The 26,507-nt window shown below is 72.5% G+C and carries 33 protein-coding genes and 1 pseudogene; 16 read left to right on the top strand and 18 right to left on the bottom strand.

Annotated elements, in window-relative coordinates; translation table 11 throughout:
* Window positions 1–106: 106 nt before the first annotated feature.
* Window positions 107–664, top strand: a complete 558-nt coding sequence (locus J7W19_RS26830) for a quercetin 2,3-dioxygenase (protein ID WP_004942182.1) — start codon at window positions 107–109, stop codon at window positions 662–664.
* Window positions 665–886: 222 nt separating this feature from the next.
* On the opposite strand, the gene J7W19_RS26825 is transcribed toward J7W19_RS26830, so the two are convergent.
* Window positions 887–1,480 carry a TetR/AcrR family transcriptional regulator gene (locus J7W19_RS26825; protein ID WP_004942184.1) on the bottom strand — a complete coding sequence of 198 codons (594 nt, stop codon included), beginning with the start codon at window positions 1,478–1,480 and terminating at the stop codon, window positions 887–889.
* A gap of 131 nt (window positions 1,481–1,611) precedes the next feature.
* Between J7W19_RS26825 and J7W19_RS26820 the strand changes: the two genes are divergently transcribed.
* A complete protein-coding gene (locus J7W19_RS26820; RefSeq protein ID WP_004942185.1) occupies window positions 1,612–2,367 on the top strand; it encodes a class I SAM-dependent methyltransferase in 756 nt (251 codons plus the stop codon).
* Between the two features lie 287 nt (window positions 2,368–2,654).
* A complete protein-coding gene (locus J7W19_RS26815) occupies window positions 2,655–3,119 on the top strand; it encodes a VOC family protein (RefSeq protein ID WP_004942187.1) in 465 nt (154 codons plus the stop codon).
* Window positions 3,120–3,145: 26 nt separating this feature from the next.
* On the opposite strand, the gene J7W19_RS26810 is transcribed toward J7W19_RS26815, so the two are convergent.
* Window positions 3,146–3,754, bottom strand: a complete 609-nt coding sequence (locus J7W19_RS26810; RefSeq protein ID WP_004942189.1) for a GNAT family N-acetyltransferase — start codon at window positions 3,752–3,754, stop codon at window positions 3,146–3,148.
* Between the two features lie 252 nt (window positions 3,755–4,006).
* Between J7W19_RS26810 and J7W19_RS26805 the strand changes: the two genes are divergently transcribed.
* The 4 genes and pseudogenes from J7W19_RS26805 to J7W19_RS33190 form a co-directional block, all read left to right on the top strand.
* Window positions 4,007–4,219, top strand: coding sequence for a hypothetical protein (locus J7W19_RS26805; protein WP_004942191.1), 213 nt, complete (start codon window positions 4,007–4,009; stop codon window positions 4,217–4,219).
* A 210-nt stretch (window positions 4,220–4,429) separates the two neighbouring features.
* Window positions 4,430–4,936, top strand: coding sequence for a GNAT family N-acetyltransferase (locus tag J7W19_RS26800; protein ID WP_004942193.1), 507 nt, complete (start codon window positions 4,430–4,432; stop codon window positions 4,934–4,936).
* Window positions 4,937–5,100: 164 nt separating this feature from the next.
* Window positions 5,101–5,601, top strand: a complete 501-nt coding sequence (locus tag J7W19_RS26795) for a hypothetical protein (RefSeq protein ID WP_004942195.1) — start codon at window positions 5,101–5,103, stop codon at window positions 5,599–5,601.
* Window positions 5,602–5,827: 226 nt separating this feature from the next.
* A pseudogene (locus tag J7W19_RS33190) lies at window positions 5,828–5,908 on the top strand (GlcG/HbpS family heme-binding protein); the annotation flags it as partial.
* A gap of 78 nt (window positions 5,909–5,986) precedes the next feature.
* On the opposite strand, the gene J7W19_RS26785 reads toward J7W19_RS33190, so the two are convergent.
* Both J7W19_RS26785 and J7W19_RS26780 read right to left on the bottom strand, forming a co-directional pair.
* Complete coding sequence (locus tag J7W19_RS26785) at window positions 5,987–6,322, bottom strand: hypothetical protein (protein WP_004942198.1); 336 nt, start codon at window positions 6,320–6,322, stop codon at window positions 5,987–5,989.
* A 51-nt stretch (window positions 6,323–6,373) separates the two neighbouring features.
* Window positions 6,374–6,718 (bottom strand): darcynin family protein, encoded by a 345-nt coding sequence (locus J7W19_RS26780; protein ID WP_004942200.1) that lies wholly within the window; start codon window positions 6,716–6,718, stop codon window positions 6,374–6,376.
* A 108-nt stretch (window positions 6,719–6,826) separates the two neighbouring features.
* Between J7W19_RS26780 and J7W19_RS26770 the strand changes: the two genes are divergently transcribed.
* Window positions 6,827–7,588, top strand: a complete 762-nt coding sequence (locus tag J7W19_RS26770; RefSeq protein ID WP_004942202.1) for a TetR/AcrR family transcriptional regulator — start codon at window positions 6,827–6,829, stop codon at window positions 7,586–7,588.
* Window positions 7,589–7,604: 16 nt separating this feature from the next.
* On the opposite strand, the gene J7W19_RS26765 is transcribed toward J7W19_RS26770, so the two are convergent.
* On the bottom strand, window positions 7,605–8,057 hold the full coding sequence (locus J7W19_RS26765; protein WP_004942204.1) for a VOC family protein: 453 nt from the start codon (window positions 8,055–8,057) through the stop codon (window positions 7,605–7,607).
* 21 nt (window positions 8,058–8,078) lie between these two features.
* On the opposite strand from J7W19_RS26765, the gene J7W19_RS26760 reads away from it, so the two are divergent.
* Entirely contained in the window at window positions 8,079–8,681 is a 603-nt protein-coding gene (locus J7W19_RS26760) for a CGNR zinc finger domain-containing protein (protein ID WP_004942206.1), read from the top strand.
* A 48-nt stretch (window positions 8,682–8,729) separates the two neighbouring features.
* On the opposite strand, the gene J7W19_RS26755 is transcribed toward J7W19_RS26760, so the two are convergent.
* From J7W19_RS26755 to J7W19_RS26715, 9 genes are all read right to left on the bottom strand, one after another.
* The gene (locus tag J7W19_RS26755; protein ID WP_004942208.1) at window positions 8,730–10,208 is read right to left on the bottom strand and encodes an MFS transporter; all 1,479 of its coding nucleotides are present in this window, start codon (window positions 10,206–10,208) and stop codon (window positions 8,730–8,732) included.
* Between the two features lie 457 nt (window positions 10,209–10,665).
* The gene (locus tag J7W19_RS26750; RefSeq protein WP_004942210.1) at window positions 10,666–11,193 is read right to left on the bottom strand and encodes an isoprenylcysteine carboxyl methyltransferase family protein; all 528 of its coding nucleotides are present in this window, start codon (window positions 11,191–11,193) and stop codon (window positions 10,666–10,668) included.
* 72 nt (window positions 11,194–11,265) lie between these two features.
* Window positions 11,266–12,375, bottom strand: a complete 1,110-nt coding sequence (locus J7W19_RS26745) for a type III polyketide synthase (RefSeq protein WP_040888894.1) — start codon at window positions 12,373–12,375, stop codon at window positions 11,266–11,268.
* A 4-nt stretch (window positions 12,376–12,379) separates the two neighbouring features.
* Window positions 12,380–14,524: an MMPL family transporter gene (locus tag J7W19_RS26740; protein ID WP_004942213.1), complete on the bottom strand. Its 2,145-nt coding sequence runs from the start codon at window positions 14,522–14,524 to the stop codon at window positions 12,380–12,382.
* Between the two features lie 46 nt (window positions 14,525–14,570).
* Window positions 14,571–15,794 carry a beta-ketoacyl-[acyl-carrier-protein] synthase family protein gene (locus J7W19_RS26735; RefSeq protein ID WP_004942215.1) on the bottom strand — a complete coding sequence of 408 codons (1,224 nt, stop codon included), beginning with the start codon at window positions 15,792–15,794 and terminating at the stop codon, window positions 14,571–14,573.
* Window positions 15,784–16,059, bottom strand: coding sequence for an acyl carrier protein (locus J7W19_RS26730; protein ID WP_004942217.1), 276 nt, complete (start codon window positions 16,057–16,059; stop codon window positions 15,784–15,786). The genes J7W19_RS26735 and J7W19_RS26730 overlap by 11 nt, the downstream gene beginning before the upstream one ends.
* A complete protein-coding gene (locus J7W19_RS26725) occupies window positions 16,056–17,015 on the bottom strand; it encodes an acyl-ACP desaturase (RefSeq protein ID WP_040888897.1) in 960 nt (319 codons plus the stop codon). The genes J7W19_RS26730 and J7W19_RS26725 overlap by 4 nt, the downstream gene beginning before the upstream one ends.
* A 490-nt stretch (window positions 17,016–17,505) precedes the next feature.
* On the bottom strand, window positions 17,506–17,718 hold the full coding sequence (locus tag J7W19_RS26720; protein WP_040888898.1) for a DUF397 domain-containing protein: 213 nt from the start codon (window positions 17,716–17,718) through the stop codon (window positions 17,506–17,508).
* On the bottom strand, window positions 17,715–18,599 hold the full coding sequence (locus tag J7W19_RS26715) for a helix-turn-helix domain-containing protein (RefSeq protein ID WP_233478183.1): 885 nt from the start codon (window positions 18,597–18,599) through the stop codon (window positions 17,715–17,717). The genes J7W19_RS26720 and J7W19_RS26715 overlap by 4 nt, the downstream gene beginning before the upstream one ends.
* Before the next feature lie 52 nt (window positions 18,600–18,651).
* Between J7W19_RS26715 and J7W19_RS26710 the strand changes: the two genes are divergently transcribed.
* The 3 genes from J7W19_RS26710 to J7W19_RS33880 are packed head-to-tail and all read left to right on the top strand — an operon-like array spanning window position 18,652 to window position 19,282.
* Window positions 18,652–18,870, top strand: a complete 219-nt coding sequence (locus J7W19_RS26710; RefSeq protein WP_004942224.1) for a hypothetical protein — start codon at window positions 18,652–18,654, stop codon at window positions 18,868–18,870.
* A complete protein-coding gene (locus J7W19_RS26705; protein ID WP_154080465.1) occupies window positions 18,867–19,037 on the top strand; it encodes a hypothetical protein in 171 nt (56 codons plus the stop codon). The genes J7W19_RS26710 and J7W19_RS26705 overlap by 4 nt, the downstream gene beginning before the upstream one ends.
* Window positions 19,034–19,282, top strand: coding sequence for a DUF6255 family natural product biosynthesis protein (locus tag J7W19_RS33880; protein WP_358616624.1), 249 nt, complete (start codon window positions 19,034–19,036; stop codon window positions 19,280–19,282). The genes J7W19_RS26705 and J7W19_RS33880 overlap by 4 nt, the downstream gene beginning before the upstream one ends.
* Here J7W19_RS33880 and J7W19_RS26700 read toward each other — a convergent pair.
* Together J7W19_RS26700 and J7W19_RS26695 are read right to left on the bottom strand one after the other, a co-directional pair.
* Window positions 19,258–19,890, bottom strand: coding sequence for a terpene synthase family protein (locus tag J7W19_RS26700; RefSeq protein ID WP_004942226.1), 633 nt, complete (start codon window positions 19,888–19,890; stop codon window positions 19,258–19,260). The two genes, J7W19_RS33880 and J7W19_RS26700, sit on opposite strands and share 25 nt — an antisense overlap.
* A gap of 7 nt (window positions 19,891–19,897) precedes the next feature.
* The gene (locus J7W19_RS26695; protein ID WP_004942227.1) at window positions 19,898–20,287 is read right to left on the bottom strand and encodes a hypothetical protein; all 390 of its coding nucleotides are present in this window, start codon (window positions 20,285–20,287) and stop codon (window positions 19,898–19,900) included.
* 212 nt (window positions 20,288–20,499) lie between these two features.
* Here J7W19_RS26695 and J7W19_RS26690 point away from each other — a divergent pair, with 212 nt between their 5' ends.
* Complete coding sequence (locus J7W19_RS26690) at window positions 20,500–21,195, top strand: 2OG-Fe(II) oxygenase (protein ID WP_004942229.1); 696 nt, start codon at window positions 20,500–20,502, stop codon at window positions 21,193–21,195.
* A gap of 14 nt (window positions 21,196–21,209) precedes the next feature.
* Complete coding sequence (locus J7W19_RS26685; protein WP_004942231.1) at window positions 21,210–22,607, top strand: glycosyltransferase; 1,398 nt, start codon at window positions 21,210–21,212, stop codon at window positions 22,605–22,607.
* Between the two features lie 74 nt (window positions 22,608–22,681).
* On the opposite strand, the gene J7W19_RS26680 is transcribed toward J7W19_RS26685, so the two are convergent.
* On the bottom strand, window positions 22,682–23,635 hold the full coding sequence (locus J7W19_RS26680; RefSeq protein ID WP_004942233.1) for a LysR family transcriptional regulator: 954 nt from the start codon (window positions 23,633–23,635) through the stop codon (window positions 22,682–22,684).
* 107 nt (window positions 23,636–23,742) lie between these two features.
* Here J7W19_RS26680 and J7W19_RS26675 point away from each other — a divergent pair, with 107 nt between their 5' ends.
* Complete coding sequence (locus J7W19_RS26675) at window positions 23,743–24,909, top strand: diaminopropionate ammonia-lyase (protein WP_004942235.1); 1,167 nt, start codon at window positions 23,743–23,745, stop codon at window positions 24,907–24,909.
* 241 nt (window positions 24,910–25,150) lie between these two features.
* Window positions 25,151–25,633 (top strand): RICIN domain-containing protein, encoded by a 483-nt coding sequence (locus J7W19_RS26670; RefSeq protein ID WP_004942236.1) that lies wholly within the window; start codon window positions 25,151–25,153, stop codon window positions 25,631–25,633.
* 61 nt (window positions 25,634–25,694) lie between these two features.
* Here the strand turns inward: J7W19_RS26670 and J7W19_RS26665 are convergent, their stop codons facing one another.
* Window positions 25,695–26,441, bottom strand: a complete 747-nt coding sequence (locus J7W19_RS26665) for a class I SAM-dependent DNA methyltransferase (protein WP_004942239.1) — start codon at window positions 26,439–26,441, stop codon at window positions 25,695–25,697.
* Window positions 26,442–26,507 lie beyond the last annotated feature (66 nt).

The following is a 26,507-nucleotide window of genomic DNA, read 5'->3' as shown; positions in this document are numbered from 1 at the left end:
CCGGGGCGCGAGGGGCGACTTGCCCGCCACCGCCGACCATGTCAGGCTACCTGACATTCACACCCGAGGCCGTCCCCATCCTCCCCGCATCGCACCGGAGACCCGCATGACCATCGAATTCGCCACCCGCTACCGCAGGACCTCGCACATACCCGCCGACCCCGGCAGGCCGTACTTCATCGAGAAGGGCGAGGGCGACCGGGCCCACCTCTTCGGCGACCTCATCACCGTCTACGCGGGCGGCGAACAGACCGGGAACATGTTCAACTTCTTCACCGTGGAGGGCCCGAAGGGCGACCTCATCCCGGCCCACGTCCACGCCGATACCCACGAGGTCTTCTACGTCACGGCCGGCGCCGTCCGCCTCTTCGTCGAGGACACCGCGGGCCGGCAGCAGGAGAAGCTGCTGACCCCCGGCGACTTCGGCTTCGTGCCGCGCGGCTGCCCGCACGCGTACCGGATGGAACGGCACCACAGCCGGGTCGTCGGCGTCGCCGCAGGCCCCGGGGGCACGTTCGAGCGGTTCTTCGAGGCCCTCGGCGTACCCACGGACGAGGCGGGGCTGCCGCGCGAGCCCGTCGTCCCGGACCCCGGGAAGTTCGCCACGGTCCCCGAGCGGTACGACGTCCGCTTCCTCCCCGGCCACCGCTGGACCACCGGCTGACGGAGTCCGGCGGGACCGGTCCCGGCGAAGGCGGAGTTCCGCGGCGGCCTGACCACCCCCCAACCCGCCCTCGGCCCTCCACCGGGCACCGGCCTTCCGGACGCGGCCGCACGGCATCCCGCCGCCGGCACCCTCCCGGCCACTCCGTCGGGCATGGGCCTCGCCCCGGCGCTTCACCGCCGAACCGGCAGGCTGCCGCGCCCCCGAACCCGCTCACTCCCGCTACCCCTCCCGCACGACACCGCCCACGACCGCCGCGACGGTCCTGCGCACCGCGTCCGCGCCCGGCGGCGGGCCCGTCCGGTCGGCGAAGAGCAGGTGCGCCGCCCCGATCAGCGTCGGGGCGAGGACGTCGACGTCGGCGTCGGGGGCGAGGCGGCCGAGGTCGCGCTCGGCGGCGAGGTACGAGGCGAGTACGCCCGCCGCGTCCGTCAGGAGCGGGACGCCGGTGGGGCGTTCGCGGCGGAGCCGGGCCCGCAGCCCGTCCCGGGAGGTGACGAGGCCGACGATCGCCACCGCGACCGACTCGAACAGGTCGGTGAGCTCGTCGGCGAGGCGGCCGACGAGGTCGCCCGTCCCGGCGGAGGCGCGCAGGGCGGCCCCCCGCTCCTCGATCCGCCGGACGCGGTCCCGTACGAGTTCGGCGAGGAACGCGTCGAAGTCGGCGAAGTGCCGGTGCAGGACGCCTTTGGCGCACCCCGCCTCCGCGGTGACCGCCCGGCTGGTCAGCGCGGAGGGCCCGTCCCGCAGCAGGACCCGTTCCGCCGCGTCGAACAGCCGCTCCCGCGCATCCCGCATGGCCACGCCCGTCGGCATCGCGCACCGCTCCCTCTCCGCCGGTCGGCTCCCCCGACAAGTGGGCGCTCGCCCACTAGAGTGGGCACATGCCCACTCCCTTGCCAGAGGGAGCACGTCCCTCATCTCACGCGCCCCATCTTGCCCGTCACATGGCGGAGTCCTTCGGCGCGGACCCCGAACGCTACGACCGGACGCGGCCCCGCTACCCCGACGCCCTGATCCACCGGATCGCCGCCGGAAGCCCCCGCCCCCTCGACATCCTCGACGTCGGCACCGGAACCGGCATCGCCGCCCGGCAGTTCAGCGCGGCCGGCCACCGCGTGCTCGGCGTCGAGGTCGACGACCGGATGGCCGCCTGGGCGCGGCGCGGCGGACTCGCCGTGGAGACCGCCGCCTTCGAGACCTGGGACCCCGCCGGCCGGACCTTCGACGCCGTCGTCTCCGGCCAGACCTGGCACTGGATCGACCCCGCCGCCGGCCCGGCGAAGGCCGCCGAAGCACTGCGGCCGGGCGGCCGGCTGGCCGTCTTCTGGAACGCGGCACTCCCCTCCCCGGAGGTGGCGGAGGCGTTCGCCACGGTCTACGACCGGCTGCTGCCCGGTTCGCTCGCCGCCCGCCAGTGGACGTCAGGCCCGGCCCCGTACGAGCCGCTGTGCGCGCGGGCGGCCGACGGCATCCGGGGCTCGGGCGCGTTCGACGCCCCGGAACGGTGGAACGTCGAGTGGGAGCGTACGTACACCCGGGACGAGTGGCTGGACCAACTGCCCACGTCGGGCGCCCACACAGGGCTGCCGCCGGAGGTCCGGGAGCGGGTGCTGGAGGGCGTCGGCGCGGCGGTCGACGGGTTGGGGGGAGCGTTCACGCTGCGGTACGCGGCGGTGGCGGTCACGGCGCACCGGACCTGACGCTCCGTCAACCGCCGTCCGCCGTTGCCCCGCCGGCCGACGATCCACTAGAGTCGGCCGGGTGACTGCCGGGTCGGCCATGGGCCATACACGAGCAGGGTTCCCGGCCTCGGAGTGAGCGCGAGGCGGGTGAGAGCCCCGCCTTCCTCTCCGCGTCTTCCGTTCAGCGGGCGCCTGTCGTGGCGCCGCCGTGCATCAGCGCGCATCGCCGCGCGTCAGCGAATCGACCACGCGTCAGTGAATCGACCGCGCGTCAGCGAATCCAAGACCCGGAGAAACACACCCCCATGCAGAACACACCGCAGCCTGCCCACACACCCTCGACCGAGTCCGCGTCCGAGCCCGAGGCCAAGTCCGCGTCCGTCACGTCCGTCATCCAGCTGAACCATACCGCCGTCTACGCCGCGGACCGCCGGCGGTCGGCGGAGTTCCTCGCCGATGTCCTGGGCCTGGAGGTCGGCGCGCCGTTCGGACCGTTCCTCCCCGTCGACCTCGGCAACGGGGTGACGCTCGACTACTGCGAGAAGCGCGACGAGCCGATCCAGTCGCAGCACTACGCGTTCCTCGTGCCGGAGGAGCGGTTCGACGGCATGATCGACCGGCTGGAGGCGCTCGGGGTCACCTACTACGCCGATCCGCACCACACCGAACCGGGCCGGGTCAACGGCTGGTTCGGCGGGCGCGGCGCGTACTTCGAGGACCCGTCGGGTCACAACATGGAGATCATGACCCGCCCCTACGTCCGCCCGTAGCGGCGGGTCCGACCCCGGGGCTACCCCTAGACGCCGGCCGGACGGCGCGGTTCACGCCACATGCCCCACAGCGTGGGCCCGCCGCCCGGCAGCACCATCTCCTCGCGCACGGTGAAGCCGAAGTGCTCGTAGACGGGGATGTTGGACTCCTTGGAGGACTCCAGGTAGGTGGGCATGCCCGACGCGTCGGCCTTGGCCAGCCCGGAACGCAGCAGGGCGGACCCCTGCCCCTGCCCCTGGGCGGCCGGGTCGGCACCGATCAACGCCAGGGACCAGTGCGGCTCCTGAGGCGTGTGCCGGGCGGCCGTCTCGACGGCTTCCCCGAACAGCCCGGCCCGGTCCCCGAGCAGCGCCACCAGCTCCTGGATGGTCTCCGCATCAGGCACGGCCTTCTCCTGCGCCTCCGGCGCCACCCAGAACGCGGCGGCGTCGGCGGTCCGCTCGCACACGCCGTTGAGGACGTACTGCCGACTGAAAATCGTCGAGAAGTAGGTGGTCAACGACGCTTCGCGCGAGGACTCCTCGGGGAAGAACCAGCGCATCATCGGGTCGTCGTCGAAGGCACGGGCCAGAAAGCGGCTGATCGGAGCGGCATCGTCGATGACCGCCGCCGTCGGCGTGTTCGTTATCGGCATACGTGCATTGTGCATCCGACGATCTCGGCCGACGGACGGGGGTCGGGTTCCGGCCGATCGCTCCTGCGATTCGCCCCCCCAGACGCCCCCCGGACGCCCACCCACGTCACCGGCCCGCCAACCTCCCGGAACCCGGGGCGCCGGCCGCGGGACGTGACGGAGGTGGCGGTGCGATCCCCTGGAGAAGTGGCACGCGCCCGCCTGGAATGGTGGGCCAACAGCGAAACATGCCTGATCAGCGTCCCCGTTCGGGTGACCGCAGGGCCCGGCGGCCGCGGCTGGGAGGCCGTGGCCGAGACGGAGCCGGGCCGCACGGAGGACGAGGAGCTGCGGCAACTCGCCCGCGAGGACCCCTGTTTCACCCTCAGGTCGGCGGACGGATCGAGCGTCCCGGTCGAGGTGGAACCGTCGGGGGACGTCCTGAAGCTGCGGGAGGTCACGGACGGCGCGGAGGCGCAACGCTGACCGCCCCGCACGCGCCCGGGCGTGATCCAGAACACGTTTACGCCGCACACGGCAGGGTGTTACGTTCACGCCGACGCGAGAGACGCGTGTGATCACGGATGAGGAGGTCGATGAATATGGCCGTCGCAGGCCCTCTTCGACATACCCTCTTCCGGCCCGCGCGCTAGCCAGACAGCGTGGTCCGGTCGTCACGACGACCAGGAGAATCACGTGAGTTCCCCCATCGCTACACCCCACACCGAGCTGACCACCGAGCGCCTCGTCCTGCGCCCCTGGACCACCGCCGAGGCTGCGGCGGTCCTCGCCGACGCCCGGTCGGCACAGTGGGCGGACGACTTCCCCGCCGAAGGCGACCACGTCATCGCCGGCCTCCTCCGGCAGAACCCGGCATGGCTCGGCGAGTACGGCCACCGGTTGGTCGTCGAACGCTCCGGCGGTCACGTCGTCGGCTCCATCGGCCTGTTCTGGCCGCCCGCCGAGGGGATCCTGGAGCTCGGCTACGGAATCGTGGCCTCCCGCCGCGGCCGGGGCTACGCCACCGAGGCCACCCGGGCCCTGGCGGCGTTCGCCCTCGCCGCACCCGGCGTCCACACCGTGTCCGCCGGCGCCGAGTTGGCGAACCCGGCGTCCGTCCGCGTCTTGGAGAAGGCGGGCTTCCGCCGCTCCGCCACCGACGGTGACGTGGCCCGCTTCGAGTTCACCGCATCGGAGCGGTAGGCCCGGTGACCCCACGGGCCGACGGCTCCCAACGTCCGGCCACCGGCCCGCCGTCGGCCCCGACCGTCACCTGAACGAGCGATATTCACCCCGTCCCCCCGGCACCACACTCGAAAGCGGGCGGTGCGTACACCGCACGCACCGCAGGGTGAAGGAGGACCGTGATGTCCCTCGTGACCACACGCGCTTGGTCCGCCGCCGGGGCGGCGGCCCTGCTCCTGGCGGCGTCGGCCGCGCTGCCGGGCACCGCGGCCGGCGCCGCCCGCACACCGCCGGCGGTCGTCAACTGCGCCGGATCGATCAGCGTGAACGCACATCCCCTCACCGGCGCCGTCGACGGCAAGAGCGGCAGCGACTTCCGCTGCGCGACGCCCGACCAGTCCTTCCCGGCCGTACTGACGATCTCCGGCTCGGTGACCGGCAGCGGCGACCTCTTCTTCACGACGAGAACCACCGACAGCCTCAAGCGAACGGACACCGGTCAGGTCGTCACGTACTCCATCGACCGCCGCTTCGACCGCGACAACAGCGGAGCCACGGGCAACGCCACCGAACGCGGCTCCGGCAGCCAGGCGAACGACTCCGGGACGGGCTTCTTCGGCACCGGGACGGGCCTGGTCACCTTCGTCGTCAACAACAACTACCTGCTCGACGTCCACACGTGACGCCCCGTCGTGGCAGCCGGCCGTACCGGACCGGCCGGTCGCCGTGATGCGGCGCGGCGCGGCGGTCAGCGGGATTCGAGCGTGGTACCCGGCAAGAACAGCCGCCGCGTGAGGTCTGCTCCGGCACTCGCATCGCCGCCGCCGGCCGGAGCGCGGCCGAGGGGACGGGCACCGCGATGAACATCGCCATCGTCGACCCCGGCGGCCACTGCTGCACTTCACGAGGATGGACGACGCCTGGCTCGGCTCCGTCGACCTGGCGCTGAAGAAGGCCAAGACCTCGGTGCTGTTCTCGATGCCCAGCGCGACCCTGGACGAGACCTCCCAGCCCGGCGGACCTGTTTACGGTATCGAACACAGCAACGGCAACCTGGGGATGCCGGGTTCAGACCGTGCGGCCCAGCGCGCGGGCCCGCGCGGCCACCGCGTCGAAGTCGGCGGCGGGGGACAATGCGGTCACTGTCCGGTGGGTCAGCGGTGCGCCGGTCAGGACCGCCGCCGCGGCGTCACGGTCGACGGGCCGCTCGAAGTAGACGACCGCGTACTCGTCGCCGGAGCCGATGTCCATGGTCGCCAGGTCGACGCCCGGCCGCCAGTCGGGCGTGAACGAGTAGATGGGGAAGGACGGATCGAGGATGTGGTCGAGCAGGTCGAGTGCGCGACAGCGGGTCCGGAGGGCGTCCGGGTCGGGCAGCAGCTTCACCAGCGTGTGAACGGTCAATCCGCCATTCAACCGCCCACCACTGACATCGCCCCGGGCTCCGGCTCCCGTTCAGCGGGCCGCTCCGGCGGCCAGGGCCCGCTCGTACGCCTCGAAGCCGTCCTCGACGCCCAGGAACACCTCGCCGAAGGTCAGGTAGCCCTCAGCGATGACCGGGGTGTCGCGCAGGGCCTCGATCAGGAAGTAGTACGCGCCCAGGTCGTCGGTCTCCAGCACGGTGAAGTCCGAGAAGCGGCCCGTGAACGCCTCGGCGTCGAAGAAGCGCGCCCGCACCCGGTCGGCGTGGGCGGCGAAGACGGGTTCCAGGTGCGCGGCGCGCATCGCGTTGCGCTGCTCGCGGGAGAGGGCCAGCCAGCGCGGAGTGACCGTGTAGGTGAGGACGATGCCGTACTTCATTCCAGACTCCCCCGAGGAGACAGCTCGATTGCTAACACCGTTAACTTTCATGGAGAAGGTAAAGTTACAGGCGTTCACTTTGTCAAGCGGGAAGGCGGGCACGGCCCGATGTCCAGCACTGCGGGAACGCGCACCGGCCGCCGCCACCGGGTACGCGACGAGGCCCTGGCGGAGATCCTGCGCACCGGCCGGCGGCTGCTGGTCGAGGAGGGCCCGGGTGCCGTCACCCTGCGGGCCATCGCCCGCGAGATAGGCATGACCGCCCCCGGCCTCTACCGCTACTACGCCGGCCACCGCGACCTGATCCAGGCGCTCGCCTCATCCCTCTACGACGAACTCGCCGCCACCCTGGCCGCCGCCCGCGACCGCCACCCGGACGCCGGGCCGGGCGGCCAACTGCGCGAGGTGTGCCGCGAGTTGCGCCGCTGGGCGCTCGCCCACCCGCGTGAGTTCGGGCTGCTGTTCGCCAAGCCGGACGCGGACGCGGACACCACGCCCGGCACCGCCGCCCACGACTCCGGCTGGCGCTTCGGCGGCGTCCTCCTGGACCTCATGGTCCGGCTGTGGCGCGAAGGGACGATCGCCCCGCCCACCGGACTCGATCCCGCGTGGACAGCGCAGTTGGAGGAGGTCCGCGAGCATCTCGACGGCGAGCCGGTGCCGTTGGAGGTCATCTACGTGTTCGTCGCCTGCTGGGCGCGGCTGTACGGGACGGTCGCCGTCGAGGTCTTCGGACACCTCGACTTCGCCCTCACCGACCCCGAGCCCCTCTTCGAGCGCACCCTCGACGAGATCCTGACGGCCCTGGGCGCCACGGACACACGACGCCCCGCCCCGGGGAACGGACCGGGCTGGACGGCGAACGGCTGAGCGCGGTCAAACGCCCCTACGCCACACAGAACTCGTTGCCCTCAGGGTCCCGCATGACCCACCAATGACCGGCAGGCCCCTTGTCGACCTCGTGGGCGCGGGTGGCGCCCAGACCTTCCAGCCGGTCCACCAGTTCGTCGAGGCCGCCCGGCTCGCCGTGGACGTCGATGTGCAGGCGGTTCTTGCCGGACTTGCCCTCGGGTACGTCCTGGAAGAGCAGCCGTCGGCCGCGGCCGACGCCGCTGAACGGATCGAACGGGTCGTCAGGGTGGCGGATCGCGGCGAAACCGCGGAAGGTCTTGCGGCCACGATGCTCGGCGACCGCCTCCTCGCCGATGCGGCCGGCGGCCAGCAACTGCTCGACGAGGGCGCTGGGGTCTTCCACCTCGTACTCCAGGGCCGCGGCCCAGAAGTCCGCGAGGGCGGGCGCGTTCGTGCTGTCGATGACCAATTTCCAACTCAGTGCCATGTAACCAGTTATATTGGTTACATGGACTCCTCCGCAACCACGGGTCTGACGCTGCGCTCCCACACCGGTGTCGCGTACCGGTTCGATCCCGGCGCGCTCTGCCTGGAACTGCTGACCACCGGCGGCCCCGGCCCCTACCGCCGGTACGAGGTCCTGCACGGGCCCGCCGACCTGGCCGCCTGGGCGGAGCGCTCACGGCTCACGCCGACGCCCGCACTGAGGATCTCCGCGGCCGAGGTGACGGACGCGCGGAGGCTGCGGGACGCGCTGTTCCGAGTGGTCCTCGCCCACACGCGCGGCGAGCCGCACCCGCCCGGCGACATCACGGCCATCAACGAGGCGGCCGCCCGCCCGGCCCTGGCACCCGGCATCTCGCCGGCCGGAGACCGGCAGTGGGCCGGGAACCCCACGGGCACCCACCTGGTGGCCACCGTCGCCCAAGACGCCGTGGAGCTGCTGACCGGCCCCTTCGCACACCGCATCCGTACCTGCGCCGCCGAGGACTGCCACCTCGTCTACGTCGACACCTCACGCCCCAGTCGCCGCCGTTGGTGCTCCATGGAGCACTGCGGCAACCGCCACAAAGTGAAGGCGCTGCGCGCCCGCAACGCCGAGAAGGGATGACCGCGGCGCCCGCCGGCCCCACCGAGGAGGACGGCTCGGGGAACCGGCTCAGCCGGCCCGGTTCTCCGTGTGCTTGGGCAGGAAGAACATCAGGGCCCACATCAAGGCGAGGAGGCCGCTGACCCACCACAGCACGGTGACGAACGCGTCGCGGTTGAGCCCGGCGTCGGGCGAGCCGCCGGTGGTGGCGAAGAACACCAGGGCGGTCAGCGCGGTGCCGAGGGCGATGCCCAGGTGGATGGCGGTGTTGAACAGACCGGAAGCGGCTCCGGCGTTCCCGTGCGGGACGCGGGCCAGCGACAGGTCGGCCAGCGGGCCGCCGACCATGCCGAGGCCGAACCCGATCAGTACCACCGGAGCGGTCATCGCCGGCAGGGTCAGGCCCCCCTGGCCCGCGTCGATCCGGAACGCGTAAGCAACCATCGCGGCGAGCGTGATGAGGGCTCCGGTCTGCGGAAGGCGGCGGGCGAAGCGTCCGCCGCTCTTCGTCGTGATGGTCGCACCGGCCAGCTCGCCCACGGAGAGCAGCACGAAGGCCAGGGCCGCGTGGAAGGGGCTCATGCCCAGCCCTCGCTGGAGGTAGAGGGTCCAGGTCATGAAGAACAGCCCGCACAGCAGGCCGTGCGCCAGCTGTGCGGCCGTGCCGCCGGAGAACTGCCTGTCCCGGAAGAGGGACAGCGGCACGAGCGGGGCGTTGTCCTGCTTGCGCCGCTGGTGGCGCAGGAAGGCGCCGAGGGTGAGGAGGCCGGCGGCGAGCAGGGCGAAGCACCACAGCGGCCAGTGGTGGAGGTGTCCCTCGCTGAGCGGGAAGACGATCAGGACGATGGCCAGGGCGGACAGCAGCATGCCGGTCAGGTCCGGCCGGGCGGCCTTCGGCACGGTCGACTCGGGGATGAACCGGCGTCCCAGGAGGAGCACGGCGAGGCCGACGGGCACGTTGACCAGGAAGATCGGCCGCCAGGACAGCCCGAGCAGGTCGGCCTCGGTGAGCAGGCCGCCCATCACCGGGCCCAGGACGTTGCCGAGCGACATGATCACCCCGTACAGACCGAACACCTTGCTGCGGTTCTGCCCGTCGAAGGTGACGTGGAGGGTGGCCAGGATCTGGGGGATCATGACGGCCACGCCCACGCCCTGGAGGGCGCGGGCGCCGATCAGCACGCCCGGCCCGGCGGCGAGGCCGCACAGCAGCGAGGCCGTGGTGAACACGGCGGCGCCGACGAGCAGGATCCTTCGCCGGCCGAAGAGGTCGCCGAGGCGCCCGCCGGTGATCAGCCCGACGGCGATGGGCAGGGAATAGCCGGTGGTCAGCCACTGCACGGCGGCCGGTCCGGCGCCGGTCGACTCCTGGATCGCGGGCAGGGCGGTCAGGACGACCGACTGGTCCATCAAGTCCATCAGCTCGGCGCCCAGCAGCACCAGGAGGGCGATCCAGGCCGCCAGGCCCATCTTCGACAGGCCGGGTGTGAGGTGATCCGGGTGTGGGGTGGTCTGCTGTGGCTCGTCGTCGAGCGCGGGGGAAGGCACTGTGGGGCTCCTGATCCAAGGAGACGGGGAGCCCTGCCGTCAGCCGCGCCGGGGCCGGACAACACGAAACCCGGGGCAGACGGCAGAGCTGCACCCGGAAAACGACAGGGAAACGCGGGGGTGGGTGACGCAACTCAGGCCGGCGCGACGTCCGCCCCCGGACACGTTCGAACGATCAGAACGTGGGGAACTGCGGACGGCTACTTGGCCTGGGAGATAAGTCGTCACCTCGAAACACAGCGCCGGGCCCCGGAATGGGCACAAGCGGAACGCAAAACAGGGTAAACGCCGCTCCGGTGTCCATGCAACGCGATAACCCGCCGCCTGCCTTCTGCCCGGTGCTCCTCCGGCAACGGTTCCGCCGACCCGCCGGCGGCGCGGCCACTTATGGGCGGCACCGGAGGTCTTCGCCTTGATCGGGACCTGCGACTGTCGACAACGCCCGTGCTCGATACGCCTATGACGCGAGCCCCAGCGCCCTGTTCTCCACCTGCAGCCGTACGGCCAGCAGCACTGCGTTGGCGGCGGTGAAGAGGAGGGCGGTCAGCCAGGCGTTGTAGACCAGGGGCAGGGCCAGGCCCTCGGTCACGACGATGACGTAGTTCGGGTGCCGGAGCCAGCGGTAGGGGCCGCGGGTCTCCAGGGGCATGCCCGGGACGACGATCACGCGCGTGTTCCAGCGTGGGCCGAGCGACCGCACGCACCACCACCGGGCCACCTGGACCAGGGAGGTGGCGGCCAGGGCCGGCCAGCCGACCGCCGGTACGAACTGCCGGTGGGCCGCCGCGACCTCGACCAGGATGCCGACGAGCAGGCCGACGTGGAGGGCGACCATGGCCGGATAGTGCCGACGGCCGTATTCCACCCCGCCGTTGGCGGCGGCCCAGCGCGCGTGCCGTCGTGCCACGAGGAGTTCGAAGCCGCGCTCCACGGTGATCAAGGTGATGAGTGCCAGCAACCCGGCGGGGAGCTGGCCCGATCCCACAACCGTCACGATGCCATTTCCTTTCGATCCCTTTCGATTCCTTGCGTCGGGAAGGGGCGGGGCAGTCGCGGTTCACCAGCGGACCAGGGCGAGTTCGATGGCGAACCCCGGACCCATGGCCGCGACGAGCCCCGGCGTACCGGGCCGTGGAGGTGTCCGCATCGTCGTGTGCAGGACATCCAGGACGGAGACGGACGAGAGGTTGCCCCGTTCCGCCAGGGACCGGCGCGTGGGCTCCAGAGCCGCGGGCGGCAGATCGAAGGACCTCTCCACGGCGGTGAGGACCTTAGGGCCGCCACCGTGGACGATCCAGCTTCCGACCTGGCCCGGCAGCAGATCGTACGTGCCGAGGAAGTCATGGACGGCCTTGGGCAGATGCTCCTCGGTGAGCGTGGGCACCTCGGGGGCGAGCAGGATCCTGAAGCCGTGGGATCCGATGTCCCAGCCGAGCACTTCCTCGCTGTCGGGGACCAGCCGACTGCGGGAATCCACGAGCTGGGGGCCCGCCGCCGCGGCTGCGGTGCCCCGGTGTCCGCCGACGGCCACGACCGCGGCCGCACCATCCCCGAAGAGGCTGCCGGCGACGATGTTCGCCATCGAGGTGTCCTGCATCTGATACGCCAGCGAGCACAGTTCCACCGCCAGGAGGACGGCCACATGGGCCGGGTGGGCCCGGAGGTAGTCGTTCAGCCGGGCGAGTCCGGCGGCTCCTCCCGCGCAGCCGTACCCGAACAGGGGAATGCGCGTGACGTCCGGCCGCAGGCCCACCCGGTGCGCCAGACGGGCCTCCAGCGAAGGCACGGCGAGGCCCGTCACGGTGGTGCTGATCACCGCGTCGACCTCGCCCGGCTCCACCCCCGCCGCCCGCAGGGCCCCGGTGAGCGCGCGTTCCCCGAGTTCCAGGGCGGCGTCGTGCCACAAGCGGTTGTTCTCGGTGAAGTCGTCGAGCTCGATGAGCCGCTCCAGCGGCAGGGCGAAGTGCCGTGTGGCCACTCCGGCGTTGGCCTGGATCTTGCGCAGCATCAAGATCCCCGTTTGGGATTCCATCAATGTGGTGCGTGCCAGGGCGGCCATGATGTCCTCCTGACGATACCGATGGGGTGGCACGGCCGTCTCGATCGCGGTCACCCGGGGCAAGGGTTCGTCCGGCCCCCAGGCGAGGCCCTCCCTGAACCGACTCATTGACTCAGCCTTCTCCTTCCTTCGCGTGTGCGGTCATCCCGCGTACGGCCGTCCGCCGTGCGATCCGACTGCCGTGTGGTGTCCACCAGTTGGCCGGCCCCAGGGCCGCCATGACAGCGGGGACCAGGACACCGCGTACCAGTACGGCGTCCACGAGGGCACCGAGAGCGATACCGATGCCGATGAGCTTGAGGAGCGCGACATGGGACACGCCCATGGCGGCGGTCGAGACCGCCACGGCCGCGGCTGCCGAGGTCATCAGCCGGCCCGTGCGCGCGATGCCGTCGACGATCGAGCCGCGGTTGTCACGGCTGCGTTCGTACTCCTCGCGGATGCGGCCGAGCAGGAAGACCTCGTAGTCCACCGACAGGGCGAGCGTGATGAAGAGGACGAACAGCAACGTGGAGGCGTCCAGCGCACCGGGGGCGGTGAAATCGCCGAGCACGGCACGGCCGTGGCCGTCCTGGAAGAGGAGGACCATCGCCCCCAGACCGGCCCCGAGGCTGACGGCCGCCACGGCCACGGCCTTGAGGGGGGCGACGGGAGAGCGGGTGAACAGCCCGAGGAGCACCACGAGTCCCGTCGCCAGGAGCAGCCCGCACGTCGGCAGGGCGCCGCACACCGCGGTCGCGCTGTCCGCGATCTCCGCGGCCCGCCCGGCGACCGCCACGGCTCCCGGCGCGGGTTCCTCCCGCACCCTCCGCACCAGCGCCTCCGCCTCGGCTGTGCCGGGTGGCGCGGCAGAGGCGACCAACAGCACGGCGGCCTCCCCCCTCCCTGCCGCGGCGGACCGGGCGGTGCGTTCCACGCGTACGCCCGCCACGCCCGGAAGACCGTTGAGGCGTGCGGCGTAGGCAGGCGCGGCGTCCCGCGCCCCGAGGCCGGTCACCACCACGGACAGGACGTGCTCGGGCGGGACGGCGAACTCGTGGCCCACGCGGGCCGCGGCGGAGGCCGCCGACGCGGACGGGGGCAGGGTGCGCTCGTCCACAAGGCCCAGCCTGGCGTGGGTGAACGGGACCGCCATCAGGACCAGGGCGAGGACCGCGAGGCCGCCGGCGAGGAGAGGCCGCGCGGTGACCGTGCGTGTCGTCCTCCGCCAGAAGCGGCTGTCGTCCCCGGTGTCCGTACGCCGCCACCGTGCCAGCGGATCCCACGCCCGGACGCGCGGGCCGAGCAGCCGAAGGCACGACGGCAGCACCAGCAGGGCGACGAGCGCGGACAGCACGGTGACGACCATCCCCGCCAGGGAGAGTCCGCGCAGCAGAGGAACGGGAACCACCATGGCGGTGGCCAGACAGGTGGAGACGGCGGCCGCGGAGAAGGCGACCGAACGGCCACTGGAGCGGAGAGCGGCGGTCAGCGCCGTTTCCCGGTCCACGCCCCGTGCCATCTCCTCGCGTACCCGGGCCAGCAGAAAGAGGCTGTAGTCGACAGCCATGCCGAGCCCGACGGCGGAGGCGGCGCTCACCGCGACCCGTGACACATTGGTCCACTGGGCCAGCACGCCCAGGACCGGAAGCGTGCAGCCGACGGCCGTCACGGCCACAAGGACCGGCAGCAAGGCGGCGACGACCGATCCATAGGCGAGGACCAGGAGCAGGAAGAGCACCGGTGCCGCCGTCAACTCGGCCCGGCGCAGGTCGTGTTCGATCGTCTCGTCGATCTCCCGGTTGGTCCAGACCTCACCGCTCGGCTCCACGCGGGCCCTCGAAGCGGCGGACCGTGCGGCGGCCACGACATCGGGGGCCGCGGTCTTGCGTTCCTTGTCCGTCCCTCTCAGCCGCACGCCGATGAGCAGGGACCGGCCGTCCTTCGACCGCAGCCAGGTGTTGCCGGTCGTCTGGGCGGACCACACCGCCCGTACGGCCGGATGCCGGGAGAGGGTCTTCACCACGGCCCCGACGTCTTCCCGGACCGTCCCCGTCCCGCCTCCCTCGCCGGGCCGGTCCACGGTGAGCAGCAGATCGGGCGAGGGCACGCCCAGCCGCTCGGCCTGCCGCCCGGCTCGCCCGGCCTCCGTTCCCGTGGCGACCGCACCGCCCGTGCCCAGCGCCGACAGCGCGACCGGGGCCAGTGCCCAGGCGCACACCGCGGCGAGCAGGGCGCCCACCACCACGAGCCACGCCCGCCGCCGTACCGCATCCACCTGTGCGTCCCTCCCGCCCGCTGGCCCGTACCGTCGTCGGATCCGCTCAGGGAGCCGTGAACAGCAGGACCGCGTTCTGGCCGCCGAATCCGAAGGAGCAGCTGATTCCGGCCTCTGCGGCCGTCGCGCGAGGGTGCCCGGCCACGATGTCGAGCTTGTGGTCCCCTTCCTGGTGCGCGAAGTTCGCCACCGGCGGGACGGCTCCGTGCCGCAGCGCGAGGACCGTGTAGGCCGCCTGGACCGCCCCGGCCGCCCCGAGGGTGTGGCCGATGACGCCTTTGGACGCGGTCACCGGTGGTGCGTCGGCTCCGAAGACACGCGTGAGGGCCGCCGCCTCGGAGGCGTCACTGAGGACGGTGGCGGTGCCGTGCGCGTTGACCAGCCCGATGTCCCGGGGGCCGCACCCCGCGTCGGCCAAGGCGGCGGAGATGGCCCGGGCCGCCCCTTCTCCCCCAGGGTGGGGAGCCACGGGATGGTACGCGTCGGATCCGGCGCCGTAGCCGCCCAGCAGGGCGAGGACCCGTGCCCGACGGGCGCGCGCGGTGGCGGGCCGCTCCAGGACGAGAACGGCGGCGCCCTCGCCCAGGACCATTCCGTCCCGTTCGGCGTCGAACGGACGACAGGCGAGAGCCGGCTGCTCGCGCCGCCGGGAGAGGGCCCGCATCCGGGTGAAGCACGTCGCCGCCATACGGGAGCGGGCCGACTCACTGCCGCCCGCGAGGACGATGTCGCAGGTCCCCGAGCGCAGCAGGTCGCGTGCGACGCCGATGGCGGTCGCGCCCGAGGCGCAGGCGCTGGAGGTGGTGAAGTTGGGACCGCGGACGCCGAGATCGATCGCGACCTCGCTCGCGGCCATGTTGGGCACACTGCGCGGCAGGGCGAGCGGCGAGACACGCTCCGGCTTCCCGGCGCCGAGACGGCAGAACTCGTCGACGTAGGAACTCAGGCTGTTCGACCCGACGCCGAGAATCACTCCGATCCGCTCTCCCCTCCAGGACGACGGATCGAGCCCGGCGTCGGCGACGGCCCGGCGTGCGGCGATCAGGGCGAACTGGATGAAACGGTCCGTTCGGCGGGCAAGGGGCCGGCCGAGCTCCCCGTCGACGTCCAGGTCGCGGACCCGACAGGAGAAGTCGACGGGAAGGCCGGCCAGTTCGGGGTCGGTCGCGGCGAGCGAACGGCCCCGGCACAGGGCCTCCCAGTTCGCCGACACCGTGTGCCCCGCGGGGGTCACCAGGCCGAGGCCGGTGACGGCTACCTCAGACCGCACGCGCGTTCCGGAAGGCGCGAGCCGCCTCGGCGAGGGTCGAGGAGGGAGCGAGGTCCAGTGCGTCCTCGGGCAGGACGACGGCAAACTTCTCCTCCGCGGCGACCACGAGTTCCATCAGCGACAGGGAATCCATGCCGAGGCTTTCGAACGTCATCCCGGCGGAGAGGTTCTCGGGGTGCGCACGCACGCCCAGGTGGTCGGTCAGCAAGGCCAGCAGGTTCTCGGGGAGCGCCGACTGTTCCGCCTGGTCCGGTGACTGTGTCATGCCGGGATCTCCTGTTCCTCCGTCGCCGGGCCGGACGCCCTGCATGCGTTGAGACGGACGTAGACGTCACGCGCGCGGGATGCCTGCGCCTCGAGCTGTTCCATCTGCCGCCCGATGTGCTCCTGCGCCTCCCGCCCGGCCGGCCCCAGCCCGGTCGTGGTCATCACGCCGAGCGCCCGCACCAGCGGCCGAAGCACGTATTCGAGATGGACGTCCAGGTTGAAGATGCCCGCCGCGGCCACGCGCGCGGCGCGCGCCCGGAAGCCGGGGATCTCGGTGCCGGGCATCCGGAAGCCGCGGATCACGTCGGCGAGGGCGACGAGGGCGTCGTCGGGAAACGCTCGGATCGCGTCCTCGTACAGGCCCCGGTAGAAGAGCATGTGCAGGTTCTCGTCGGCCGAGATCCTGGCCATGAGCGCCTCACCGACGTGGTCCCCGCACGCCGCGCCGGTGTTGCGGTGCGCCTGACGGGTCGCCAGTTCCTGCACCGTGACGTAGGCCAGAAGATGCAGCGGAGTCGGCAGGTCGTTGTGGTATCCGTTGCCCACGTGCCGCATCCGCAGGTTTTCGAGGGCGACAGGATCCACGCCCCGCCGAGCGTGGAGGTAGGCGCGCAGGACGGACGAGTGCCTGTCCTCTTCCGCCGTCCACCGGTGGACCCACGTGCCCCAGGCACCGTCACGGCCGAGCCGTGAGGCGATCTCGAAGTGGTAGCTGGGCAGGTTGTCCTCGGTCAGCAGGTTGATGACCAGCGCGTCCTGGACCGCATGCGGCAGCGCCGACTGCCCCGGATCCCAGCCCGAGCCTTCCAGCGGCCCGTCGAAGTCCCTCGCCGCACTCCACGGCACGTACTGATGGGGCAACCAGTCACGTGCAACCGCCAGATGCCGGTTCAGCAACCGCTCGACAGATGGTTCCAACTCCCGCAGGACGCTTTCCGCCGTGCCAGGGGACACCCTTCACCTCTGCCGTCTCGATCGATCGCGTACACCTACTGGTGAACGCACCTCCGAGGGAAAGGCCACGGTGATCTACGCGATCGGAGGAAGATGATCGGTTTGCCTGACAGTTGGGGAGGGGTGAGGTAGCCCGGAGGGCCGACAGGCCGGCCGACCCCAGCGGCCCCTGCGCCCTCTTTCCGTTACCGCACCCGACGTTCAGGAGCCCGCTGACGGGCGACAACCGGAGTCGGCCGGCGACCACGGGACCGGATGGATAGCGCGGTGCGACTACCGGCTTGGCCCGCGCGGGGCGCGGGGGCACGCCTGTCGCATCGCCGAATGGGGTGCACCCGTGGCCGCAGGTGGTTGGCGCGCCGGATGCGGCCCCTCTCTCGCGGTCGTGGTGCGCTGCGTTGGCCGGCGCGGTGGCCGTGCAGGGCTCGTCACCGACACCTGAGGATTGCCCGTTCCCGAGGGCCCGGCCGGGAGGGCCGGGCGCGCGCCCTCACCCGCGCAGCGTCCGCCCCTTGACGGCGTCGATGAAGGTGGTCCAGGCGGGGGCCGGGAGGGTGAGGTGCGGCCCGTGGGGCCGTTTGCTGTCCCGGACGGGGACGGCACTGTCGGCGCGGTGCGCCACTTCGACGCATTCGCTGCCGTCGTTGTTGCTGTAACTCGACTTTCTCCAGGCCGACTCAGGTATTCGGCCGCTCGACTTCACTGGTAGCACTCCTTCAGAACCGACTCGATCAGCCGGGACGAGTCAAGGGGCGACAGCGCCTTGGCCATCAGCATCGAGAACGCTTCTTGCGCCACAGCGACCTCATGCCGCTCGGCCGTCAAGCGCCCACCCAGCAACCCTTCCACGTGCGCCACGTCGGCACCTTCGTCGAAGGACAGGAGGCCGAACGGCGACACGACGCCGTGGAAGTGATCCGCGCTCTGTGGGTACACCTGGACTACATGCGGCACGGTGTCCGCCAGGGTCAGCAGGCGCTCCAACTGTCCTCTCATCACTTCCGGCCCACCGTAGATGCGCCGCAGGGCCGCTTCATCCAAGATGATCCACAACTGGGGCGGGTGCGCGCGCTCCAGAATGCGTTGGCGGGCCATTCGGGCCGTGACCAAATCCTCTTGGTTTCGCGCACGACCGGTCGCCATCACGGCCCGCGCATAGTCCTCCGTCTGCACCAGACCGGGTACGAGGTAACAGTTGAACCGTCGAATGACGGTAGCGATCTCTTCTTGCTCCACATACTTGCGGAAGGACGGAGGGAAGGCGCACTTGAGGACGAGTTTCCACAGTCGCGTGTAGCGGCCATGCGAATGCGGGAAGACCCGGTCGCAGGCTTCTGCGAATTGGGGAGGAGGGACACGCTCTCCCGACTCGATTTTCGCGACCAGCGAATAGCCGCAATGGGCGGCCCTGCCCAATTCGTCGCGCCGGATCCCCAACCTCTCCCGCTCGATCCGCACTTCCTCACCGAAGTGCTTGAGCGGCGTGTCCGGCCCGTCATCCTGACCCTCATCCGTGTGCACGTCAGCCCCCAAGATCGGTGGACGATCCACCACGTCCAAGCCACCCGCCTGTTCAAGGCGCAAGCGCAAGGCGACTCTAGAGGCACGGACAGTGAACACCGAGAGGTTTCCCCCCATGGCCTGTACCCCCGAACAAGCTCGCGAAATCTACGCACCCCTGATCGGCGAACTCGTGTGGGACGCCGCCCGGAAACGCGTCGGCGAGGTCATGGACCACCGGTGGTCGCTGTACCAACTCCGGCCGCCCGGGGGCGGAATCGAGTGGCACGCGATGCCGGAGAGCATCCGGTCGCTGCCGGAGGCGGCGCGGGCGCGTTACAAGGACAAGCGGTGACGGCGCCCGCCCACCCCGCCGGAGCCGGGCGGACGCACAGCGCGCGGTGCGCGGAGTGCGCGCGCATCAAGGCGGCGTACTACGCGGCGTCGCGGGCGGGCGACCGTACGACGGCCGTCGCGCTGACCGTCGAGATGGGTCGCCACCAGAGGGCGGCGCACGCGTGAGGGACGCGAGGGACGCGAGGGACGTGAAGGAGGGAACGCCGTCCGCCAACTGCCGCCATCCGGCGGACGGCTGGACGGAGTCCGGGTCCGCGATCGTCTGCACCGCGTGCGGGGTGCGCCGCTTCCCGGACTACGCGGCGCTGTGGTGGCCGGCCCGGGAGTACCGGGCGGCGGGGCCGTACCGGTTCCGGCCCCCACTCGGATTCCGGCCTGCGCCCCCTCAGGCGCGTACCTCGAAGACGTAGGCCGCGGAGGTGCCCAGACCGCGCGGCTTCGCCGCGAATCCGGCCGCCGTCCCGCCGAAGCGGCCGGTCAGCTCGTGCCAGCGGTACGAACCCGCCAGCGCCTCCTGCAGCGCCCCGACGAACCGCACCGCTTCCGCCGGTACGGCCGTCGGGGCGGCTGCCAGGGTGTCGACCCTGGCGGTCAGCAGGTCGTCGACGACGGCGACGGCGTCCCGCCGGTTCAGCCCGAGGGCGTTGCGGGCGACCTCGACGCCGTTGTTGCCGATGGTTCCCTCGTCGACCTCCCTGTCGTACGACACGATGTCGTTGTGCAGGCTGACGGCGTCGACGAACGCGTCGGTGGCGGTGCGGAACTCCCGGCCGCGCAGGACGCCCGGGGAGAGTTCGCCCATCGCGTGCTCCATGAGGATGGCGGTGAACTGCAGGCCGCCGAAGTCGCGGCACGCACCCAGGTACTCGATCAGGTCGGTGATCGCGTGGTCGACGTGTTCGAGCTCCCAGAGCACCCCGTCGAGGAAACGCCGCACGCTGCCGGTGAACCGTTCGCGCCAGAGCGGGGTCATGGTGGCGGCCGTGCCGGTCCACAGGTCGGCGAAGGCCCGCTCCACGGGATGCTCAGGGGTCAGGGGTCAGGGGCCGGGGCAGTCCGTCCAGCGGCAGGAACAGCATCAGCCGGTCCACCTGGGCCGCGGCCGACTCCTGGTCGTGGTCCCGCCGGTAGAGCGGCAGGAACAGGTCGTCGACGAACCACAGGGCGACGTGCCAAGCGGTCACCAGGTCCAACTCGGCCGCGTCGGCGTCGGGATGGGTCAAGGCGATGAACAGCGGGAAGTCGGCCTCGTCGAACGTCTCCTCGCTCCACCTCCGCGGCCACTCCAGGTACCCCTCGTCGAACATGCCCATCTTCCGGGCCCACTTCTTCGTACGGGCCCGGGTCCGGTCGACGTGGGGGTTGAGGCGGGACCGGAACGGCATGTGGAAACGCGGCGGCGCGGGGGAGCCCATGGCTCCGATGCTTCCCGTACCGGTCCCTCGCGAAGCGGATGTTCACTCTCCGGTGGTGAGGGTGCCGAGCCGTGTGCCGGTCTGCCCGGCTGGGCCCGTCGCGTTCACCCGGCCGGATGGCGCCGGCCGGCGCCCGTTTCGTCCCGTACGTCTCGTGGTACCCCTGCCGCAACCCCGGGGGGCGGGTCCCCGGAGCAGGCGGAGGTGGCGGGATGACCGAGAGCGTGGGTGTGGCCGAAGCGGAGCGCGCGAGTGCGCCGCCCCGGGGGACCGCCTCGACGGCGGTGACACTGGCGACGCAGATCTGCCGGTTCGACGACGTCCTGGGCGCGGCGGCGGCCGACCGGCTGCTGGAGGAGGGGTGCCATGCGCTGATGGACGAGGTGAGGGGGCGGGGCGCGGGGGCGGAGGCGATGGTTCCGCCGACGTGGCGGTGTGCGGACCAGGCCGACCGGTTCCCGGCGCTCACCGCCGTGGTGACGCGGCTGGCGCCGATGGTGATGACGATGCTGGGGGTGCCGGTGGTGGATCCCCGAGTGTCGTTCGGGTTCGCGATGCACAACGAACTGCCGCTCGACGCGCGGCGCGAGGAGCCGCCCGTACGCGACAGCGCGGGCCCGGCCCCGGACCCAGGCCCAAGCGATTCGTACCGCATCTCGTTTGTCTACCACCTGCACCGCAGGCCCCGCGGGTTCACCGGCGGGCAGACGCGGATCTACGACACGACGGTCCGCGAGGGGCACCCGGGCATCGCCGAGTCGTTCCGGGACGTGCAGCCGGATCACGACTCGCTCGTCTTCTTCCCGTCCGACGCCTGGTACCAGGTGCGTCCGGTCGCCTCGCCGTCGGCGAAGCTGCTCGACAGCCGGTTCGCCTTCCACGGCCGGCTCTCCGCCTCCGCCCGGTGAACGGGGACCCCCTTATGGCCGCCGCCGCACCCACCACCCGCCTGACCGTCGGCACGGCCGTCCACGACGACTACGACGGCGCCTACTTCACCCTCCTCTCCCTCCGCCTCCACCATCCCGAGGCCGCCGGCCGCGTGGACCTGCTCGTCGTGGACGGCGATCCGGACGGACCGGCCGGCGCGGGCCTGCGGGCGCTGGAGGGAACGGTGCCCGGCCTGCGGTACGTGCCCGCCGGGCACGTGCGCGGCAGCGCGCTGCGGGACCTCGTCGTCCGCGAGGCCCGGACGGAGTGGGTGCTGTGCGTGGACGCGCACGTCCTCCTCGCGCCCGGCGCGCTCGCCGGCCTCCTCGCGTACGCGGACGAGCACCCGTACTCCCGCGACCTGCTGCACGGGCCGCTGCTCGGCGACGACCTGCGCGGCGTGCGGACGCACCTGGACCCGGTGTTCGACGGCGCGTCGTTCGGGACGTGGGGACGCGATCCGCGCGGGACGGACCCGGGGGCGCCGCCGTTCGAGATCGGCATGCAGGATCTCGGGCTGTTCGCCTGCCGTACGGAGGTCTGGCCGGGGCTCAACCCGCGGCTGCGGGGGGCGGGGGCGGAGGTGGGGCCGCTGCACAAGCGGTTCCGGGCGGCGGGGGCGCGGGCGCTGTGCCTGCCGTTCCTGCGCTGGACGCGGCGGTCCGTCCGGCCGCCCGGCACGGCCGTTCCCGTGGAGACCGCCGACCGCTGCCGCGACCACCTCCTCGCCTGGGAGGAGGCGGGCCTGGCCGTCGAGCCCGTCGTCGACCACTACCGCGAGACGTGCGGTGACGTCGTCGACGCCTGGGTCGCCGAGCACGCGGCCGAACGCGGGCATCCGCTCGACGAGTTCGACGCCCTGGTGTGCGTCAGCGCCGACGCCGAGGCGCACCGCTGGGTGGCCGCCCACCGCCGCTTCCGGCGGCTGGGCATCGCCGGGCGCGTCCGCCGCCTGCCCGCCCCCGCCGTCCCCGGCGAACCGGCGGCCGGCCACGCCCTCGCGCACCGGACCGCCGTCGCCCAGGCGCGGCAGCGGAGGCTGCGGCACGTGCTGGTCTTCGAGGACGACGTCGTCTTCTGCCACGACGCGACGAGCGTGCTGCGGGCCCATGTCGCGGAACTGGCCGACCGGCGGTGGACCGTCTGCCGGTTCGGCGGATCGGCGGTCGCGTACCACGCCCGCGTCTTCGACCGGCTGCTGGACGAACTCCCGGGCGGAGAAGAGGAGATGCGCGCCTGGGTGGGCCGGCACGGCGGCCTGGAGCGGTTCTGCGCCCGACGCTTCGCCGACACGTTCGTCCGGCTGTCACCCGCGGTGACATCACGTGAACCGGCGGATCCGGGGGTGCGGACGGGGGCGTACGGGGCGCTGCCGCTCGGGGTCCGGTGAGACCGCCCGGAGCCCGGCTCGGAGCCCGGCTCGGAGTTCAGTGAGACGACGGCGGTGGGCGGCGCGGCGCCGTCTCAGCCCGCCGGTCTCGCCGCGTTCTGGGTCGCCTGGCGGAGGGCGGTGCGGCAGGCGGTGATCGCCGGGTGTCGGGCGCGGCCGCGGCGGACGACGGTGGAGATGCGGCGGGTGTGGCGGCCGTGCGGGAGGGGGTGGAGGGGGACGGTGGGGTGGCGGCCGTTCCAGACGAGGTCGGGGAGGAAGGCGGCGGCGTGCCCCTCCTCGACGAGGCGGAGGTGGAGGAAGAGGTCGCTGGACTCGAAGCGGACGTCGGGTTCGAAGCCGGCGTCCCGGCAGAGCGCCACGGCCCAGCGGCGGGCGGCCGTGCCTTCCGGTTCCATCACCCAGGGGTGGCCGGCGAGGGAGCGGAGTGCGGCGGGAGGCTCGTCGTCCGCCCGGTGGAGGGAGGGGACGGCGGTCGATGGCCCGTCGTCCGTCCGGTGGGGAGTGGCGAGGCGGAGGGTGTCGGCGAGGAGGGGGTCCTGTTCGAGTTCGGCCGGGTGGGGGATCGAGCCGCCGGGGTACTCCTCGGTGACGACCAGGTCGAAGTCCCGTGCCAGCAGCGCCGGGAGCGCGTCTTCCGGTTCGCCCTGGGTGACGTGGAGCCTCAAGCGCGGGTGGGCCGCGCGGAGCAGGGTCAGTGCGGGCGGGACGAGCGTGAGCGCGGCTGTCTGGAAAGCGGCGACGCGGAGGGTGCCGGCGACGTCGTTCAGCGACTCGGCGATGTCCGCCTGGGCGCGTTCCAGGCGTTCGAGGACCGCCTCGGTGTGAGCGACGAGGATCTCCGCCTGATGCGTCAGCCGCACCCGCCGCCCCACCGGCTCCAGAAGCCTCACGCCTGCCTCCGCCTCCAGTTGGGAGAGCTGCTGGGAGACCGTGGAGGGGCTGTAGGAGAGGGCCGCGGCGACGGCGGCGAGAGTGCCGCGATGTTTGAGCTCGCGGAGGAGGCGGAGGCGGTGGAGGTCGAACACGGGCTTCCCCCCGGGGAACGGATGCACTGACCATTCGGTTTCGCCGACGAATATAGGTCGGAATCATGCGCTGGACCGGAGTGAGGGCCAGGCCGCAGGCTGCTGCCATGACCGACAACGCGACCTCCACCGCCCTCCTCGCCCCCTCTTGGTTCGCCCGTCCGGCCGCCCGCTCCTGGACCTGCGCGTCCGGCCCCGCCGAGGTGCGGCGGTTCCACGCCGCGCTGCCCGGTTACGCGCCGACGCCCCTGACCGAACTGCCGCGGCTCGCCGCCGAACTGGGCGTCGGGCGGATCTTCGTCAAGGACGAGTCGTCCCGGCTGGGACTGCCCGCCTTCAAGGCGCTGGGCGCGTTCTGGGCGGTGCACCGCATCCTGGCCGAGCGTGCGGCGGAGGGACGGGAGGGGGCCGAGGGACGGGAGGGGGCCGAGGGGCGGGCAGGGATCACCCTGGTGACCGCCACCGACGGCAACCACGGCCGGGCCCTGGCCCGGGCGGGGCGCGACAACGGGCTGCGGACCCGTGTCTTCGTCCCGTCGGGCGTCCACCCCGCCGCCGTCGCCGCCATCGAAGGCGAGGGCGCCGAGGTCGTGCGGGTGGCGGGACCGTACGACGAGGCCGTGCGGCAGGCGGCCGAGGCCGCGCGCGCCGCGGACACGGTCCTCGTCCAGGACACGGCCTGGCCGGGCTACGAACGGATCCCCGGCTGGATCGTGGAGGGCTACTCCACGCTGTTCGCCGAGATCGACGAGCAGCTCGCGGCGGCCGGCGCCGGGGCTCCGGACCTGGTGACCGTCCCCGTCGGCGTGGGCTCGCTGGCGCAGGCCGCCGTCACCCACTACCGCGGCCGGCCCCCGGCCGCCGACGGCCGGCCGGGCCCGGCGCTGCTCGCCGTCGAGCCGGAGGCGGCGGCGAGCCTCCTCGAAAGCCTCACGCGCGGCGAACCGGTGACCGTCACCACCGGCGAGACCGCCATGGCGGGCCTGAACTGCGGAACGCCGTCCGCGCTCGCCTGGCCCTTCCTCCGCGACGGCCTGGACGCCGCCGTCGCCGTCGGCGAGGCCGACGCCGCCCGGGCGATGGCCGACCTGGGCGCACTCGGCGTTCCGTCCGGGCCCTGCGGCGCCGCCTCCCTGGCGGGCCTGCGGGCAGCGCTCTCCGGGCCGGACGCGGTCGCGCGGCGGGCCGCGCTGGGGATCGGGCCGGAGTCGACGGTGGTACTGCTCAGCACGGAGGGCCGGGAGGCGAACCCGCACGCGACGGCCACCGGCTGAGCGCCCCCACCTGAAGCGCCCCGCCGAATCGCCCCGCTCACCCGCCCGCCGAACCGCCTGCCGAACCGCCCACTGAGCCGCCCGCTGACGGCGCGCCCTCCCCCGGGTGAGGCCGTCGTGCGCCCGAGGGGTGACGCGGGGGCCTCACCCCGGTACGGGACGCCGGGACCGGGGACGTATGGCTCCGCCCGGAAGTCCGAGGCGCCCCTCGTGGCGCCGCGCGTCAGAAAGGGAGTCGGCCTTGGCTCTGGTACCGAACGGCGTCTACACGATCGCCCGGCCCGGCGGCCGGTTCCTCACCCTCCGCGACGGCTCCGCCGAACCCGGAACGCCCACGCTCCTCATGCCGCGGACCGCCGGCCCGGGCGAGCAGGAGTGGATCCTGGAGGAGCTCGACGACGGGACGCGGACCGTCCGCAACGTCCGGAGCGGGACGCTGCTCGGCTTCCACGGGGAGCCCGAGCCGGGCAAGCAGGTGGGGGCGGGCGCCCGGCACCGCTCCTGGTCCCTGCGGCCCACGCACGTCGGCTCGGGCGCGGGCCTCCTCTTCCACCTCGTCGTCCCGGACGACGCCGACGCCTCCCCCGGATTCCCAGGCTCCCCCGGCGGCGCCGAACTCGCCGTCGACGTCGCCCCCGAACCGTCCTGGGCGGGCCAGGTCGTCCTCCGGCCGCTGGGCGCGGGCGGCCCGGAGCGGGCTTGGGAGTTCCGGGCGGTGGGATAGGCCGGGGTGTGCGACACCCGGGAGCGCCCACAACCACCAGTCGCCCGTCGCCAGTCGCCCGTCACCCGGAAGCGCTGTCCGCCCGTTCGTACACGCTCACGTGGCGCCAACTCGCCGCGGTGAACGGCTCGCCGTTCCACCCGCCCCACCGATCGCGCAGCCGGAGTCCGGCGATGCGGGCCATGAGGTCGAACTCGGGCGGGTGGGCCAGGCGCAGCCTGATCGGGGAGAGCCGGATGCCCTGGCCGCTGATGCGGATGTGGTTCACGTCGAGGATCTGGGTCAGCGGGTCGTACCGGCCGGCATCGAGGTCGACGTAGTCCAGGCCGACCCGCTCGGTGTCGAGGTACTGGTGACCGGCGCGGGAGGGCGCGGTCGGAACCCGGCACTCGACGACGAAGACGCCGTCGTCGGTGAGGTGGGCGGCGGCGTTCCGGAAGCACTCGACCTGGTCTTCCTGGGTCAGCAGGTTGCCGATCGTGTTGAAGACGAGGTAGACGAGACCGTAACGGCGGCCGGTGGTGACGCGGGACATGTCGCCCATCGTGACGTCGATCCCGTCGCCGCCCGGCTTCTCGCGCATCCGGTCGACCATGTCGGGCGACAGCTCGATCCCGTCCACCCGTACCCCCGCCCGCGTGAGGGGGAGCGCGATCCGGCCGGTGCCCACCGCGAACTCCAGGGCGGCCCGGCCCTCCGCGAGTCCGGCCAGGAACGCGACCGTCTCGGCCTCGTCACCGCGCGGTTCGTCGTCGTAGCGCTGCGACACCTCGTATCCGAAGCTCGTCTTGGGGTCGAATCCCTCCACCAAACGCTCCTCTCGCGACCTCGCGACCACGCGACCACGCGACCACCGAAGGGACCCGACCCTAAC

The sequence above is a fragment of the Streptomyces mobaraensis NBRC 13819 = DSM 40847 genome (genome assembly GCF_017916255.1).
GTDB classification, from domain to species: domain Bacteria; phylum Actinomycetota; class Actinomycetes; order Streptomycetales; family Streptomycetaceae; genus Streptomyces; species Streptomyces mobaraensis.
This window is presented reverse-complemented; position numbering and strand designations above follow the sequence as displayed.

Bases quoted from the DNA above. Each gene is read 5' to 3' on its own strand.
- J7W19_RS26830 (WP_004942182.1), top strand. From the start codon at position 107: ATGACCATCGAATTCGCCACCCGCTACCGCAGGACCTCGCACATACCC.
- J7W19_RS26825 (WP_004942184.1), bottom strand. From the start codon at position 1,480: ATGCCGACGGGCGTGGCCATGCGGGATGCGCGGGAGCGGCTGTTCGAC.
- J7W19_RS26820 (WP_004942185.1), top strand. From the start codon at position 1,612: ATGGCGGAGTCCTTCGGCGCGGACCCCGAACGCTACGACCGGACGCGG.
- J7W19_RS26815 (WP_004942187.1), top strand. From the start codon at position 2,655: ATGCAGAACACACCGCAGCCTGCCCACACACCCTCGACCGAGTCCGCG.
- J7W19_RS26810 (WP_004942189.1), bottom strand. From the start codon at position 3,754: ATGCCGATAACGAACACGCCGACGGCGGCGGTCATCGACGATGCCGCT.
- J7W19_RS26795 (WP_004942195.1), top strand. From the start codon at position 5,101: ATGTCCCTCGTGACCACACGCGCTTGGTCCGCCGCCGGGGCGGCGGCC.
- J7W19_RS26780 (WP_004942200.1), bottom strand. From the start codon at position 6,718: ATGAAGTACGGCATCGTCCTCACCTACACGGTCACTCCGCGCTGGCTG.
- J7W19_RS26770 (WP_004942202.1), top strand. From the start codon at position 6,827: ATGTCCAGCACTGCGGGAACGCGCACCGGCCGCCGCCACCGGGTACGC.
- J7W19_RS26765 (WP_004942204.1), bottom strand. From the start codon at position 8,057: ATGGCACTGAGTTGGAAATTGGTCATCGACAGCACGAACGCGCCCGCC.
- J7W19_RS26760 (WP_004942206.1), top strand. From the start codon at position 8,079: ATGGACTCCTCCGCAACCACGGGTCTGACGCTGCGCTCCCACACCGGT.
- J7W19_RS26745 (WP_040888894.1), bottom strand. From the start codon at position 12,375: ATGAGTCGGTTCAGGGAGGGCCTCGCCTGGGGGCCGGACGAACCCTTG.
- J7W19_RS26730 (WP_004942217.1), bottom strand. From the start codon at position 16,059: ATGACACAGTCACCGGACCAGGCGGAACAGTCGGCGCTCCCCGAGAAC.
- J7W19_RS26710 (WP_004942224.1), top strand. From the start codon at position 18,652: ATGGCCTGTACCCCCGAACAAGCTCGCGAAATCTACGCACCCCTGATC.
- J7W19_RS26695 (WP_004942227.1), bottom strand. From the start codon at position 20,287: ATGGGCTCCCCCGCGCCGCCGCGTTTCCACATGCCGTTCCGGTCCCGC.
- J7W19_RS26690 (WP_004942229.1), top strand. From the start codon at position 20,500: ATGACCGAGAGCGTGGGTGTGGCCGAAGCGGAGCGCGCGAGTGCGCCG.
- J7W19_RS26685 (WP_004942231.1), top strand. From the start codon at position 21,210: ATGGCCGCCGCCGCACCCACCACCCGCCTGACCGTCGGCACGGCCGTC.
- J7W19_RS26675 (WP_004942235.1), top strand. From the start codon at position 23,743: ATGACCGACAACGCGACCTCCACCGCCCTCCTCGCCCCCTCTTGGTTC.